This window comes from Flavobacterium sp. FlaQc-48, from assembly GCF_044007335.1.
Lineage (GTDB): Bacteria > Bacteroidota > Bacteroidia > Flavobacteriales > Flavobacteriaceae > Flavobacterium.
This window is the reverse complement of record NZ_JBIPCR010000022.1, coordinates 83,938-98,715: the sequence shown is the minus strand read 5'-3', so window position 1 is coordinate 98,715 and position 14,778 is coordinate 83,938. Positions and strand designations below refer to the sequence as shown.

The window sequence follows — 14,778 nt, the reverse complement described above, 5'->3', positions numbered from 1 at the left end:
TTTACCCAATTTTCATCCCCCTTAAAAAGAAATCGTATTTTTATGAATGACAATTGCCCCGTAACTTATTAAAAACGAACCCTTTAAAATTCCTAACCATGAATCCAGATAACCTAACCAAAGAATACACAAACGGAGAAGTAACTATAGTCTGGCAATCCGGAAAATGCATTCATTCTGCCAATTGCGTGAAAAATAATCCTGATGTCTTTCATCCAAAAGAAAAACCATGGATTTTACCTGAAGCTTCGACTTCTGAAAAAATCATGCAAACCATTCAAACTTGTCCTTCGGGAGCCTTGACTTATTATATAAACAATCCCGAATTATGAGGGACCTAAAAGGTTTTACAAACCTGTAAGGTCCTATAAACAAAAAAATGTCTCGATCAAAAAATATCCCATCCTTTATTTCTTAATCTAGGTTAAGTGTGATTCGGGTACGACGGACGTAACTTTGTCCTATCAAAATGAAATTAATTATTTAAAAATAAAAATTATGGCAACTACAAAATGGTCAATTGACCCAACACATTCAGAAATTGGTTTTAAAGTTAAACACATGATGTTTACAAATGTTTCAGGTAAATTTGGAACTTACGATGCTACAATTACTACAGACGGAGACAACTTCGAAAATGCAGATATCCAATTTTCCGGAGATATCGCTTCTATCGATACTGCAAATGCAGACAGAGACGGTCACTTAAGAAGTGCTGACTTTTTTGATGTAGAGAACAATCCAAAATTGACTTTCAAAGCTTCATCTTTCAAAAAAATTGATGCTGGTGATTATGAAATAACTGGTGATTTAACGATCAAAGGTATTTCAAAATCTGTAACATTTCCTGTAGATTTTAGCGGAATCATGACTGATCCTTGGGGAAATACAAAAGTAGGTTTAAGTATAGAAGGGAAAATTAATCGTAAAGATTGGGGTTTAAACTGGAACTCAGCTCTTGAAACTGGTGGTGTTTTAGTTGGAGAAGAAGTTCGTTTGAACATTGAATTGCAATTTGCAAAACAAGCTTAATTCTTACGACGGAATTTAATTTGGTTGGTTGAAAAGCCTGCACTTTTTAGGAAGTGCAGGCTTTTTTTGTTGATAAAAAAACCGCCACGAATTCACGAATTATACTCAAATTAAGCCTCTAAAAAATTAGTAAAATTGCTTCGCCTGTTCGCTATCGCCCGGGCCGCGGCTAAAAATTATCGCATTGTACTTCTAAATTCTGTTGGAGACAATCCGGTTTGTTTTTTAAAAAGCCTGGAGAAATACGAGTAATCTTCGTAGCCTACTTTATAAGCAATTTCATTTACCGCTAATTGTTTGTCGATTAACATTCGTTTGATTTCCAGAATTACGCGATTCATAATAACTTCGGTTGCGGTTTTTTGCAGAATTTCATTGCATATTCGGTTCAAATGTTTCAAAGTGATGTTTAATTTTCCGGCATAAAAAGAGGGTAATTTTTCTGTCCTGAAATACTGTTCTAAAAGTATTTCAAATTTATCGATTTTAATATTGTAAGAATGAGTCTGATGCGAATACGTTTCGTTGTATTTACGCGCAATTTCGATATGAATACAGTCTAATAAATTCAGCATTTTATCGAGTTGATATTTGTTTTCCTGATTGTTTTCCTGAATTAACAAATCAAAATAAGGTTGAATTTTTGGAGTTTCTTTTTCTTCAAAAACCATTTCCGGCCGATTATGAATAGAATGATAAAAATTATATTCATTGATGTTTTTTTGTCCGAAATACAAGTTATATAATTCCTGTGAAAAGATGACGACAAATCCTTCAACATCCTCAGACAAACTCCAATGATGCATTTGACCGGGCTGCAAAACAAACAAACTCCCTTTTTTAATTTCAAATTCATCAAAGTCGACTTCGTGCTGTCCCGAACCATTGGTAAAAAACACCATTAAATAAGAATCATGACGATGCGGTTCTTCGACAAAACTGTGACTTTTTAAATGTTCCTTGAATGTATTTACATAAAAATCACGATGAATATCATTACAATTAAAATTCTGAACACTATAAACAGGATATCTTTTCATACGCAGATAATATTTGTTTTTTATATGGAATATAAAATTACCATTCTTCATTCTGTTTTGTAATTTGAAATCATGATAATTCTACAATAAATGTCTTTATTGTGCTATAAGTGGCGAAGATATAAAAAAAACTTTTATAAGTCTCTTAATTACCTTTGTATAAATAAAAAACAACAAGATCATGTCAAGTGCATTAACTCATATTTTAAGCAATGAATGTCCTATTTGTCATAAAGGAAAAGTATTTAAAGATAAAAGTATTTTTTTGACTTTTGGCCTTCCAAAAATGAACGAGTACTGTAGTCACTGCAATTATAAGTTCCAGAAAGAACCAGGCTATTTCTTTGGCGCTATGTACGTAAACTACGGACTAACAGTCGCTCAGGGAATTGCCACATACTGTATTGCACAGTTTTTCTTTGAAAAAAATTTCGATTTAAGAATCATTCCCATTATTGCAGTTGTCATTACTTTACTCACTTCTTTCAATCTCCGATTTTCAAGATTAGCATGGATTTATATGTTTAAGGATTATACGAAATAAAAAAATGCTATTTTTGCCTTTCAATTGAAACCAATTTTCAATTCAAAAAAAAAGCAAAAATTAAATCAGACAAATGAAAGCATACGTATTTCCGGGTCAGGGTGCACAGTTTACAGGAATGGGCAAAGACTTATATGAAAATTCGGCTTTAGCCGCAGCATTATTCGAAAAAGCCAATGAGATTTTAGGTTTTAGAATTACAGATATCATGTTTGAAGGTACTGCCGAAGAACTAAAAGAAACTAAAGTAACACAGCCGGCTGTTTTTTTACACTCGGTTATTTTAGCCAAAACTTTAGGTGAAGATTTTAAACCAGAAATGGTAGCAGGACATTCTTTAGGAGAATTTTCAGCATTGGTTGCCAACGGAACTTTATCTTTCGAAGATGGGCTTAAATTAGTTTCTCAACGTGCTCTTGCGATGCAAAAAGCCTGCGAAATTACTCCATCTACAATGGCCGCTGTTTTAGGTTTAGCCGATAATATTGTGGAAGAAGTTTGCGCTTCTATCGACGGAATTGTGGTTGCAGCCAACTACAACTGCCCTGGACAATTGGTAATTTCAGGAGAAACTACTGCCGTTGAAAAAGCTTGTGAAGCGATGAAAGCTGCCGGAGCAAAACGCGCATTAATCCTACCTGTTGGAGGAGCTTTTCACTCACCAATGATGGAACCGGCAAGAGAAGAATTAGCAGCTGCAATTGAAGCGACTACATTCTCTACTCCTATTTGCCCGGTATATCAAAACGTAACGGCAAGCGCTGTTTCTGATGCAAACGAAATCAAAAAGAACTTAATCATACAATTGACTGCTCCTGTAAAATGGACTCAATCTGTACAACAAATGATCGCTGACGGCGCTACTTTATTTACTGAAGTTGGACCAGGAAAAGTATTAGCAGGTTTGATCAATAAAATTGACAAAGAAGCGGTTACGGCGAATGCTTAAATTTTAAGTGTTCAGTCCCGGTGACAGTTTTCAGTTATTGATGACATAAATAAAATCCTCATGAACAGCTTGTTTATGAGGATTTTTTATATAAACCACTTAAATTTACTCCAGAATCTCAATCCTTTAAAATAAGGTCAAATATGATAAAAGAAGAAAAATTTACATTCATAAAAACGGATAAAAAAATCATAAAACTCCATTTTGATTCCATTGCGATAATCAAAGGTTTAGGGAATTATGTTCAGATTATAACAATCGAAAATATCAAACATACCTATTATAAATCTTTAAAAGATTTAATAGATGTATTACCAAATGAATTTATGAGGGTTCATAATTCATTCATAATTAACCTAACCAATATAGATAGCATAGAAGACAATCATATTATAGCGAAAGGAAATAAAATTACTATTGGCAAAACCTACAAAGATTGCCTGACAACAGCAATCAATAAGTTTATGCTGTAACTATCAACATAAAAAAAGACCCCGTCTGAATACTATTTAACCATATCTGTATAAAAAAGTTTCTTATGCTATTTGCTATGATTTTATTTGCCTGAACTTAAAAACTCAGCAATGATAAAATCAATTTTAAAAATAACATTAATTATGATAGCAAATACAACCCTTTCAAGCGGACAGGAGATCCAATATCCATTAAAAGATGACGTAAAATCAATAGACGGAATAATAAAAGCTTCTTATGAAGTTGTTTCCGGTAATATTGGAGAAAAAAGACAATGGAAAAGAGATCTTTCGTTGCATAATTCAAATGCGATTTATTGCTTTCCTACAGTAAATTCAGAAGGGAAAATCAAACAAACAGTAATGCCTATCAGTGATTTTCATAAATTAACAGATGACATGGTATTAACAACGCCTTTTTACGAAAACGAAATCAATCGAGAAGTACAAATATTCGGAAACATTGCCCATGTATGGAGCACATATGAAACAAGATTAATAAAAAACGGCCCGGTTGCCCGAAGAGGAATCAATAGTATTCAGCTCTATTTTGACGAAAAAAGATGGTGGATAATATCCTGGATATTTGACAAAGAAACTGAATTACAAAAAATACCGTCAACTTTTGACCGACATTAGTTTACCAAAGCTCTTTCGCTTCAATACAATGATTATTAGTAATTCCGGTAATTAGATAGTTTTGATCTCTTTTTTCAAAGAAGATATACCAAGTCGTTCTACTACTAGTGTTATAAAAAATATAATTAGAGCCTAAATATTGAAGAGGTTTTGGAGTTTTCTTATGGGGAGATTTTTTAATTCTTTCCGGAATGGCATCGTAAATATCATCAACATATTCATCTGCAAATTCTATAAAACCAAAGTATTCTTTTTTATACAGGATTATAACCAAATCATTAAGATAACTAATTACAGAGGGTGTATAAATAACTTCTATTTTCCCCACCATTCCCTAATTCTCCTTTTAGATTCTGCTTTTGCTTCCTCTGGAGTTAAACCTTTTGCAAACTCAGCATCAAAATCAAAAGTCTCGCGATCTATGCCTTTAAATTTAGGTTTTTGAATTTCATATTCAATAGCAGGCTCTTCAACCTTGTTATTTTTCGGATCTTCTTTTTTCTGACTCATAACTCCTACAATTTAATCTTACAAATTTACAAAATAAAATCTTTCTAAAATAAAAATCCCAAACAATCAGATTAGATTATTTGGGATTTCTATTATGCTTTAGTTAGACGCACTGCTGTGCGTCTCTACTGAAAACTGTCACTGAGACTGTAAACTTATTAAGAACGAACTTTCTGTTCCCACTTCCAGGCACTTGCCATGGCTTCGTCTAAGCTTAATTGTGCTTTCCAGCCTAAAACATTATTTGCTTTATCTGTGTTGGCATAAGCTTCGGTGATATCACCTTCACGACGCGGTTTAATTGCGTATGGTAATTTTTTATCGCTTACTTTTTCGAAACTATGAATGACTTCCAAAACTGAACTTCCAGTTCCGGTTCCTAAATTGAAAGTCTCTACTTTTTGTAAATTCTTTTTATTGAATAAACGCTGGAGTGCAATAACGTGCGCTTTTGCTAAATCTACTACATGAATATAATCGCGAACTGCAGTTCCGTCCGGCGTTGGATAATCATCTCCAAAAACAGATAATTCTTTACGCAATCCTACTCCGGTTTGTGTAATAAAAGGCACTAAATTTTGAGGAACTCCAAGAGGCAATTCTCCAATTTCAGTACTTGCATGTGCTCCAACCGGATTGAAATAACGTAATAAAATCGCACTGATATTCGTAACCTTAGCCGTATCTGTAATGATTTCCTCTCCAATTTGCTTCGTGTTTCCATAAGGCGACATTGCTGTTTGTACCGGAGCATCTTCTGTAATTGGCATTTTTTCGGCCTGACCGTAAACAGTACAAGACGAGCTAAAAATAAAGCTTGCCTCAGGTTTTTGCTGTAATTCCTGTAACAAATAAACTAACGAAGCAATATTGTTTTCATAATATAACAAAGGTTGTTCTACACTCTCACCCACCGCTTTTGAAGCTGCAAAATGAATAACTCCGGTAACATCATTATGTTTTTTAAAAAAATCCTGAACTGACGCTTTTTCTCTTAAATCTAATTTTTCAAATAAAGGCGTTTTTCCTGTAATTGCCGTAATTCCTTTTAAAACATCTTCTGATGAATTCGAAAGATTATCGATTATCACTACTTCAAAGCCTTCATTTTGCAATTCGACTACGGTGTGAGAACCAATAAACCCTAATCCTCCTGTTACTAATACTTTCATTTTGTGGTTGTTTTTTTTATGTAGTTAATTTGTATGCCTGCCTTGCAATAAGAATCCAATTGTTTTTTTGTTTTTGCCACACCAGCATTATCCCTATTTTAATATCCCTGTCAATTCCATCATCTTTGGTGTGAGCAGACAAAATATGTCGTACTATTGCCACATCATTCTGGATCGATATCGTTTGGTTTTGAAACTCTATTGTGACAAAATCTGATTTCCCACTAACGATTCCGTCTATAAATTCTGCCTGATTCTGCAAATTACCATTCGAATGAACATACGTCAGTTTTTCAGAAGTTAATGCTTTTAATTTTGCTCCATCAGGATCGATCATGGCTTTACGCAAAATTTCAACCTGATTACTGACAGCTTCTTCATCTTTTACATTTGTTTTTTGAGCAAAAGCTGAAAATGAAACAAGAATCATCAAAATTAAAACACGGAAACTTCTCATAATTATTTATTCAAAAATTCTAAAACAGCATCTGTTATAAATTTAATTTGCTCATCATCTAATTCTGTATGCATTGGCAAAGCAATAACTTCTTTCACCAATTGATTGGTAACCGGAAACTGCTCTTCTTTATAACGAGAATCAACGTAAGCTTTTTGTGAATGCAACGGAATTGGATAATAAATCGCACATGGAATTTGCTTATCCTGCAAATGCTGCAATAAAGCATTTCTGTCTGCATCGATAATTCTCAATACATATTGATGAAAAACATGATCATTTTCGTTTGCATCAAATTCCGGAGTAATAATGTGTGCATTTCCGGCAAAAGCTGCATTGTATTTTGTAGCAGCTAAACGACGCGCTGTATTATATTCATCTAAAAGAGGCAGTTTTGCATTTAAAACTCCTGCCTGAATACTGTCTAAACGTGAATTTACCCCCACAACATCATGATGGTAACGCTCGTACATTCCGTGATTTACAATTCCGCGGATGATGTGTGCTAATTTATCATCGTTGGTAAAAATTGCTCCGCCATCTCCATAACAACCTAAATTTTTAGATGGAAAGAATGACGTTGCAGCAACGTGACCAATTACTCCTACTTTGCTTTTTGTTCCTGATTTAGAAATATAATCGGCACCTATTGCCTGAGCATTATCTTCGATTACATATAAATTATGTTCTGCCGCAATTTCCATAATCGCATCCATATTAGCAGCGCGGCCAAATAAGTGCACCGGAACAATTGCTTTTGTTTTTGGCGTAATTGCTTTTTTAATCGCATCAATATCAATGTTCATATTTGTGATATCAACATCGACCAAAACCGGGGTTAATTGCAACAAAGCAATAACCTCAACAGTAGCCGCAAAAGTAAAATCGGCTGTGATTACCTCATCACCCGGTTTTAAATCTAATCCCATCATGGCAATCTGCAAAGCATCTGTACCGTTTGCACAAGGTATTACATGTTTTGCCCCCAAATAATCTTCGAGATTTTTTTGGAACTGATGAACCAAGGGTCCATTTATATAAGTATTGGTATCTAAAACTTCCTGAATAGAAGCATCAACAGTAGTTTTTATTTTCTCGTATTGACTTTTTAAGTCAACCATTTGAATTTTTTTCATTTTCAATATATTTTAAAATTAAAGACCTGTTTTATGATCAGAATCTCTAAAAGGAAGAACAAAAATAGTTATTTAATACCTTCAAACCAATGAAAATAATCGAAAGAAATGTAATTTAGCCACAAAAACAAACAGATGCTTTTTCTATATAATTCAGTTGTTTCTATTGCGGGATTTTTCCTGAAAATTGTAGCGCTTTTTAGTCCGAAAATTAAGCTTTTTACAGAAGGCCGAAAAAATGTTTTCTCCATTTTAGAAGAAAAAATAAAACCAACAGACAAGACAATTTGGTTTCATTCTGCATCACTTGGCGAATACGAGCAAGGTTTGCCCGTGATTGAAAAAATCAAAGAAAAATATCCTTCACATAAAATCATTGTAACCTTTTTTTCCCCATCCGGATACGAAGTGCGTAAAAATAACACAGTCGCTGATGTTACCATATACCTGCCTTTAGACACCAGAAGAAATGCGAAGAAGTTTTTAAAACTTACGCATCCTGAACTGGCTTTCTTTATTAAATATGAATTTTGGCTGAATTACTTAAAAGAACTTGAAACCAACAAAATACCAACCTATCTCATCTCAGGCATTTTCAGAGACAATCAGATGTTTTTTAAATGGTATGGCGGATTTTACAGAAAAGCACTAAAAGCATTTACGTACTTTTTTGTTCAGAATGAACGTTCTAAAGAAAAAATTGAAACGATAGGTTTTGGCAATGTGATCGTTTCCGGTGACACCCGTTTTGATCGTGTGAATACCATCCTGGAAAGAGACAACAGTCTTGATTTTATTGAAAATTTCAAAAACAACATCCCTACTGTAGTAATAGGAAGTTCATGGCCAAAAGACGAAGCTTTGCTGGCGCAATATATTAATGAATCATCCGATCAGGTTAAATTCATCATTGCACCACACAATATCAAAGCAGATCAAATCGCAAGTCTTACATCTCAAATTATAAAACCCACCATACTATTTTCAGAAAAAAAAGATCAGGATTTATCTGATTACAATGTCTTTATAATAGATACTGTAGGGCTATTGACTAAAATTTACAGTTACGGAACCATTGCCTACGTAGGAGGCGGTTTTGGAAATCCGGGAATCCACAATATTTTAGAACCTGCAACATTTGGGGTTCCGATTGTAATAGGCCCGAATTATTCGAATTTTGCAGAAGCCGTTCAACTGGTTGAACTTGAAGGATGCATGGTAATCTCTAATTATACAGACTTAAAAGAAAGTCTCGATCGTTTACTTAGAGATCAGCATTTCCTGGAAGAAAAAAGCCGAATTTGCAAATCGTACATTCAGGACAATAAGGGAGCAACCGACACCATCATGAGCATCATTTCTTAAATTATCTATTCCTGCAAAGCGTTTTTGACGACGTTATTATTCACAAAAGAGTTTAAATACATCCATTTTATTTTTTTAAACTTGCTAAATAATGATTCAAAAACAAAACAAACTGCAAGTAATAAAATGAAACAGCCAATTCTCTTATTGAATATTCAACGAAAAATAATTTATACGAAAAATACAATAATATAATATTTATTTGTTAATTTGGCATATTATTTGATAACTAAGATAATCGTGAGCAATGAAAATATTTTAAAAAAAAAATAAAAAAATATTTTACATATTAAAAAATTTATATCTTTGCCACGAATTAATAATTAACCTTTTATAATAAAGTAAGATGAAAAAAGTATTTTTAAGTTTAGCTGTTGTTGCTGTTTTAACTGTTGTATCTTGTAAAAAAGCTGACGCTGCAGCTACTGAAACTGTAGATTCTACTGCTGTTGCTGTTGATTCTGCTGCTACTGTAGTTGATTCTGCTGCTGCAACTGTTGATTCTGCTGCTGCAAAAGTTGATTCTGCTGCTGCAAAAGTTGAAGACGCTGCTAAAGAAGTAAAAAAATAATTAGAACCTAAGTTCTAAAGATTTTAAAACCATCCTTGAGATGGTTTTTTTTTATGATTAAATCAAATTTAATCATTGCAGTAAAAAAAAGAGCTCACCATTGGTGAACTCTTTTTTTTTATTACTCCATTTCCTCTTCAAAAACCACATCATCTTCAAAAATTGACTCACTCGAAGAAAAATCCAGAATCTCTGATTTTGAAGCATAATTCACAATCTCTTTAATTCCCTTCTGCAAAAGCAATTCCGTTGTGTATTTACGACTTGTTGCAAAGTGAAGCTCACCCAACATCAGCTTAAAAAAATACTTCCCACCTGAGCCTTTAAATTTCAAAAACCTGGCCGACTCAATATCCAGCTTAAATTTCTCTATCTCTTCTTCACATTCAAATTTCAACTCATAACTCAAACTTGTAAATATCACCTTGCCTTTCCTGGAAGTAAATACGAACTTATATTCATCGTTAAACCTTTTACTAATTACAAAAGCACCCATTTATTATTTTAGATTTTAGATTATTGATTTTAGATTCTTAGATTCTTAGATTCTTAGATTCTTAGATTCTTAGATTCTTAGATTCTTAGATTCTTAGATTCTTAGATTCTTAGATTCTTAGATTCTTAGATTCTTAGATTCTTAGATTCTTAGATTCTTTAAATAAATTTACTGCGTAAATTTATTTAAAGCTGCACGCGAGTTTACACAATAAAAAAAGCCTCTTCAAAAGAAGAGGCTTTAGTACTCAGAGCGGGACTTGAACCCGCACGAACATTGCTGTTCACTGGATTTTAAGTCCAGCGTGTCTACCAATTTCACCATCCGAGCATTATATAGTATTGAGCGAAAAACGGGGCTCGAACCCGCGACCTCGACCTTGGCAAGGTCGCGCTCTACCAACTGAGCTATTTTCGCATTTCAAATTCTTGTAAGAACTACAATACCTGAATTGTTCTGTATTGCGAGTGCAAATTTAGGACATTTATTCAATTACACAAGCGTTTTTTGAAAAAAAATTATACTTATTTTATAACCTTCTGATAACCTAAACTTTAAAAATGAAATTATTTCTTAACCAACATTCTTTTGATCTCATTGAGTTTCATTAGGGCTTCAACCGGAGTTATGGCATTTATATCAAGACTCATAATCTCCTCTTTTATCTCTTCTAACAAGGGATCATCCAGATTAAAGAAACTCATTTGCATTTCGTCAGCGGCTTCTTTTATTCCGTTTAAGGCATCACTTGAATGATTCTTCTCCAGCTTCTTCAATAGCTTCTGCGCTTTCAGAATTACAATTTGAGGCATTCCGGCCATTTTTGCCACATGAATTCCAAAACTGTGCGCACTTCCTCCTTTTACCAGCTTACGAACAAAAAGAACAGTATCTTTTAACTCTTTTACCGCAACATTAAAATTCTGGATTCTCGTCAGTGATTCCGTCATTTCATTTAACTCATGATAATGTGTTGCAAATAATGTTTTAGGTCTTGACGGATGCTCGTGTAAAAACTCGGCAATAGCCCACGCAATCGAAATTCCGTCATACGTACTTGTTCCTCTTCCAATCTCATCTAACAACACCAAACTACGATCTGAAATATTATTCAGGATCGAAGCCGTTTCATTCATCTCTACCATAAAAGTAGATTCTCCCATCGAAATATTATCCGACGCTCCTACTCTGGTGAATATTTTATCAACAATTCCCATTCTGACACTATCCGCCGGAACAAAACTCCCCATTTGAGCCAACAATACAATTAAAGCCGTTTGTCTTAAAATAGCCGACTTACCAGACATGTTGGGACCTGTAATCATGATGATTTGCTGCGTTTCCCTGTCCAAATAAACATCATTGGCAATATAAGGAGTTCCAACAGGCAATTGTTTTTCAATTACAGGATGTCTTCCGTTTTTGATTTCCAACTCAAAAGTTTCGTCAATCACAGGACATACATATTGATTCTCTATTGCCAATTGCGTAAAGGAACACAAACAATCTAATTGCGCCACTAAATTGGCATTCATCTGAACGGGTTTAATATACGTTGCTATCCAGGCAATCAACTGTTCAAAAAGCTCTGATTCAATTTTCTGAATTTTTTCCTCGGCACCCAGAATTTTTGTTTCGTATTCTTTGAGTTCCTCGGTAATGTAGCGTTCTGCATTTACCAATGTCTGCTTACGAATCCATTCTGCAGGCACTTTATCCTTATGTGTATTTCTAACTTCAATATAATACCCAAAGACGTTATTGAACGAAATTTTCAAAGAAGAGATTCCGGTTCTCTCCGATTCCCTTTTTTCAATTCCTTCCAGATATTCTTTTCCCGATGTAGAGATAGCACGTAAATCATCCAGTTCTTCGCTAATTCCTTTTGCAATAGCATTTCCTTTTGCGATGGCAACAGGCGCATCCTGATTTAAGGTTGTTTTGATTTTTTCCCTCAATAAATCACAGGCATGCAAGCTATCCCCAATAACTTTCACTGCTTCCTGCGGACTTTGAAGTGCGAGGGTCTTAATTGGTATAATCGCATCCAGGGATTCTTTCAAATACACGATTTCGCGCGGAGAAACCTTTCCGGCAGCAATTTTCGAAATCAAACGCTCTAAATCTGAAATCTGTTTAATCTGATATTGAATATTCTGTAAAACTTCGGGATCTGATTTCAGATATGAAACCACATCATGACGTCCTTTTATTTTATTACTGTCTTTTAATGGCAAAGCCAGCCAGCGCTTCAATAAACGTCCACCCATTGGCGAAAGCGTTCTGTCAATCACATCTAACAGCGTTACAGCATTTGGATTATAACTATGATATAATTCCAGGTTTCTTATGGTAAAACGATCCATCCAGACATAAGCATCTTCAGCAATACGCTGAATTGCCGTGATATGCTGAACACGATTGTGTTGTGTTTCTGACAAATAGTATAAAATAGCTCCTGAAGCAATAATTCCTTCCTTCAACTCTTCAATTCCAAATCCTTTTAAAGAAACGGTTTGAAAATGTTTGGTTAATGTTTCTAAAGCATAATCTTCCTTATAAATCCAGTCTTCCAGGTAAAAACTGTGAAAGTCATCTCCAAAAGCAGCTTTAAAATCTCCTTTATTATTCTTTGGAACCAGAACTTCACTCGGATTAAAATTCTGCAATAATTTATCGATGTATTCTGCATTTCCCTGAGCCGTTAAAAACTCTCCGGTTGAAACATCCAGAAATGAGATTCCGATACTTTTATTCGCAAAATATACAGACGCTAAAAAGTTATTGGTTTTGGATTGTAAAACCTCATCATTCAGTGAAACTCCAGGAGTTACAAGTTCCGTAACACCACGCTTTACAATTGTTTTTGTCATTTTTGGATCTTCAAGCTGATCGCAAATGGCTACGCGAAGTCCGGCTTTAACCAATTTTGGCAAATACGTATTAACAGAATGATGCGGAAAACCCGCCAGAGCAGTCTCCGTTTCAGAACCTGCACCTCTTTTAGTCAAGGTAATTCCTAATATTTTAGAGGCTCTAATGGCGTCTTCTCCAAAGGTTTCATAAAAATCTCCTACTCTGAAAAGCAGACATGCATCAGGATATTTTCTCTTGATTTCGTTGTACTGTTTCATTAAGGGTGTTTCTTTCACCACTTTCTCTTTAGCTGCCAAATTATTGTATTTTAAATGAAAAATTAAGACAGCGAATTTATAATATTTTGAAGGAATATCGAAGTGGTTCAAAAATTAAAATATTTTAAGTTTTTTTTATGTTGAGATATAAGAATTTTATCTAGATTTGTTCATAATTAAAAAAAGCCTCTAAAAGATGAAAAAAATAATTTTAATTGCGATGTTAGCTGTAGTTGGTATCACTGCTTCTAACGCTCAAGCTAAAAAAGCTAAAGCTGCTAAAGTTGAAGGAGCCGGAATGGCTTTCGAAACAGAAACTATTGATTACGGTACTATTGCTCACAATGCTGATGGAAAACGTGAATTCGTTTTTGTAAACAACGGAACAAAACCATTAATCATTACTAACACACAAGGATCTTGTGGTTGTACTGTACCAACAACTCCAAAAGAGCCAATCGCTCCGGGTGCTAAAGGTATTATTGGTGTAAAATATGCTACTGACAGAGTTGGAGCTTTTACAAAAACCGTAACTGTTACTTCTAATGCAGAAGGACAACCAACAAAAGTACTTACAATTAAAGGTACAGTTTTACCAGATCCTGTTAAAAGCTAATCTGAAAAACAAAATAAAATAAATCGAAAAAGCTTCCTTATCTTTGGAAGCTTTTTTTATGACCTGAATTTACACCAATGAGAAAACTGGAAAATAGCGAACTGGACCGAAAATCAATTGAAGATTTTAAGAAATCAGATAAAACACCTTTAATTTTAGTATTAGACGATATTCGTAGTCTGCACAACATTGGATCTGTTTTTAGAACTGCCGATGCTTTTTTGATTGAAAAAATAATTTTGTGTGGCATTACAGCAACCCCACCAAATAAAGAAATTCATAAAACAGCTCTTGGCGCAACAGAAACGGTAACCTGGGAACACCATGAAAATGTACTAGAGGTTATTGAAAACCTTAAAAAAGAAAACATTTTGACTATGGCTATTGAACAAGTAGAAAGCGCTGTTTTTCTTCAGGATTTTAAAGTCGAACCCAATCAAAAATATGCACTTGTTTTTGGGAATGAGGTTTATGGCGTTGCTCAGGAAGCAGTTGCTCTTTGCGATGGTTGTATCGAGATCCCTCAATTGGGAACCAAACACTCTTTAAACATTTCGGTTAGTGCCGGAATTGTAGTTTGGGATTTGTTTCAAAAGTTAAACTGGCCAGGTACAATGTAACAAAAAAAACAATAAAAAGCTCTT

18 protein-coding genes and 2 tRNA genes are annotated in these 14,778 nt (G+C 34.2%); 10 read left to right on the top strand and 10 right to left on the bottom strand.

Features of this window, described 5'->3' with window-relative positions; all coding sequences use genetic code 11:
* Positions 1-98 precede the first annotated feature (98 nt).
* Positions 99-332, top strand: a complete 234-nt coding sequence (locus ACHRWY_RS24540; RefSeq protein WP_395358099.1) for a (4Fe-4S)-binding protein — start codon at positions 99-101, stop codon at positions 330-332.
* Positions 333-498: 166 nt separating this feature from the next.
* A complete protein-coding gene (locus tag ACHRWY_RS24535; protein ID WP_395358097.1) occupies positions 499-1,032 on the top strand; it encodes a YceI family protein in 534 nt (177 codons plus the stop codon).
* Positions 1,033-1,208: 176 nt separating this feature from the next.
* On the opposite strand, the gene ACHRWY_RS24530 is transcribed toward ACHRWY_RS24535, so the two are convergent.
* On the bottom strand, positions 1,209-2,072 hold the full coding sequence (locus ACHRWY_RS24530) for an AraC family transcriptional regulator (RefSeq protein WP_395358095.1): 864 nt from the start codon (positions 2,070-2,072) through the stop codon (positions 1,209-1,211).
* Positions 2,073-2,253: 181 nt separating this feature from the next.
* On the opposite strand from ACHRWY_RS24530, the gene ACHRWY_RS24525 reads away from it, so the two are divergent.
* The 4 genes from ACHRWY_RS24525 to ACHRWY_RS24510 all read left to right on the top strand — a co-directional run bounded on the left by ACHRWY_RS24525 (position 2,254) and on the right by ACHRWY_RS24510 (position 4,677).
* On the top strand, positions 2,254-2,616 hold the full coding sequence (locus tag ACHRWY_RS24525) for a DUF983 domain-containing protein (RefSeq protein WP_194618105.1): 363 nt from the start codon (positions 2,254-2,256) through the stop codon (positions 2,614-2,616).
* 73 nt (positions 2,617-2,689) lie between these two features.
* Positions 2,690-3,565 carry an ACP S-malonyltransferase gene (fabD, locus tag ACHRWY_RS24520; protein ID WP_395358093.1) on the top strand — a complete coding sequence of 292 codons (876 nt, stop codon included), beginning with the start codon at positions 2,690-2,692 and terminating at the stop codon, positions 3,563-3,565.
* Positions 3,566-3,708: 143 nt separating this feature from the next.
* On the top strand, positions 3,709-4,038 hold the full coding sequence (locus ACHRWY_RS24515) for a LytR/AlgR family response regulator transcription factor (RefSeq protein WP_395358091.1): 330 nt from the start codon (positions 3,709-3,711) through the stop codon (positions 4,036-4,038).
* Between the two features lie 144 nt (positions 4,039-4,182).
* Positions 4,183-4,677: a hypothetical protein gene (locus ACHRWY_RS24510; protein ID WP_395358089.1), complete on the top strand. Its 495-nt coding sequence runs from the start codon at positions 4,183-4,185 to the stop codon at positions 4,675-4,677.
* A 1-nt stretch (position 4,678) separates the two neighbouring features.
* On the opposite strand, the gene ACHRWY_RS24505 is transcribed toward ACHRWY_RS24510, so the two are convergent.
* The 5 genes from ACHRWY_RS24505 to ACHRWY_RS24485 all read right to left on the bottom strand — a co-directional run bounded on the left by ACHRWY_RS24505 (position 4,679) and on the right by ACHRWY_RS24485 (position 7,952).
* Positions 4,679-5,008 carry a hypothetical protein gene (locus ACHRWY_RS24505; RefSeq protein ID WP_395358087.1) on the bottom strand — a complete coding sequence of 110 codons (330 nt, stop codon included), beginning with the start codon at positions 5,006-5,008 and terminating at the stop codon, positions 4,679-4,681.
* Positions 4,993-5,187, bottom strand: coding sequence for a hypothetical protein (locus ACHRWY_RS24500; protein WP_395358085.1), 195 nt, complete (start codon positions 5,185-5,187; stop codon positions 4,993-4,995). The genes ACHRWY_RS24505 and ACHRWY_RS24500 overlap by 16 nt, the downstream gene beginning before the upstream one ends.
* 158 nt (positions 5,188-5,345) lie before the next feature.
* The gene (gene galE, locus ACHRWY_RS24495) at positions 5,346-6,359 is read right to left on the bottom strand and encodes a UDP-glucose 4-epimerase GalE (protein WP_395358083.1); all 1,014 of its coding nucleotides are present in this window, start codon (positions 6,357-6,359) and stop codon (positions 5,346-5,348) included.
* A gap of 16 nt (positions 6,360-6,375) precedes the next feature.
* Entirely contained in the window at positions 6,376-6,816 is a 441-nt protein-coding gene (locus ACHRWY_RS24490) for a nuclear transport factor 2 family protein (protein ID WP_395358081.1), read from the bottom strand.
* 2 nt (positions 6,817-6,818) lie between these two features.
* Positions 6,819-7,952, bottom strand: coding sequence for a DegT/DnrJ/EryC1/StrS family aminotransferase (locus ACHRWY_RS24485; RefSeq protein WP_395358079.1), 1,134 nt, complete (start codon positions 7,950-7,952; stop codon positions 6,819-6,821).
* Between the two features lie 135 nt (positions 7,953-8,087).
* Between ACHRWY_RS24485 and ACHRWY_RS24480 the strand changes: the two genes are divergently transcribed.
* The gene (locus ACHRWY_RS24480; RefSeq protein WP_395358077.1) at positions 8,088-9,317 is read left to right on the top strand and encodes a 3-deoxy-D-manno-octulosonic acid transferase; all 1,230 of its coding nucleotides are present in this window, start codon (positions 8,088-8,090) and stop codon (positions 9,315-9,317) included.
* 346 nt (positions 9,318-9,663) lie between these two features.
* A complete protein-coding gene (locus tag ACHRWY_RS24475; RefSeq protein ID WP_012023801.1) occupies positions 9,664-9,888 on the top strand; it encodes a hypothetical protein in 225 nt (74 codons plus the stop codon).
* A gap of 121 nt (positions 9,889-10,009) precedes the next feature.
* Here the strand turns inward: ACHRWY_RS24475 and ACHRWY_RS24470 are convergent, their stop codons facing one another.
* From ACHRWY_RS24470 to mutS, 4 genes are all read right to left on the bottom strand, one after another.
* A complete protein-coding gene (locus ACHRWY_RS24470; RefSeq protein ID WP_395358075.1) occupies positions 10,010-10,384 on the bottom strand; it encodes a DUF1508 domain-containing protein in 375 nt (124 codons plus the stop codon).
* A gap of 244 nt (positions 10,385-10,628) precedes the next feature.
* Positions 10,629-10,714 (bottom strand) — tRNA-Leu (locus tag ACHRWY_RS24465).
* Between the two features lie 14 nt (positions 10,715-10,728).
* Positions 10,729-10,801 (bottom strand) — tRNA-Gly (locus tag ACHRWY_RS24460).
* 149 nt (positions 10,802-10,950) lie between these two features.
* Positions 10,951-13,557 (bottom strand): DNA mismatch repair protein MutS, encoded by a 2,607-nt coding sequence (gene mutS / locus ACHRWY_RS24455; protein WP_395358137.1) that lies wholly within the window; start codon positions 13,555-13,557, stop codon positions 10,951-10,953.
* Between the two features lie 157 nt (positions 13,558-13,714).
* On the opposite strand from mutS, the gene ACHRWY_RS24450 reads away from it, so the two are divergent.
* Positions 13,715-14,134, top strand: coding sequence for a DUF1573 domain-containing protein (locus ACHRWY_RS24450; RefSeq protein WP_395358073.1), 420 nt, complete (start codon positions 13,715-13,717; stop codon positions 14,132-14,134).
* Positions 14,135-14,211: 77 nt separating this feature from the next.
* Positions 14,212-14,754 carry an RNA methyltransferase gene (locus ACHRWY_RS24445; protein WP_395358071.1) on the top strand — a complete coding sequence of 181 codons (543 nt, stop codon included), beginning with the start codon at positions 14,212-14,214 and terminating at the stop codon, positions 14,752-14,754.
* Positions 14,755-14,778 lie beyond the last annotated feature (24 nt).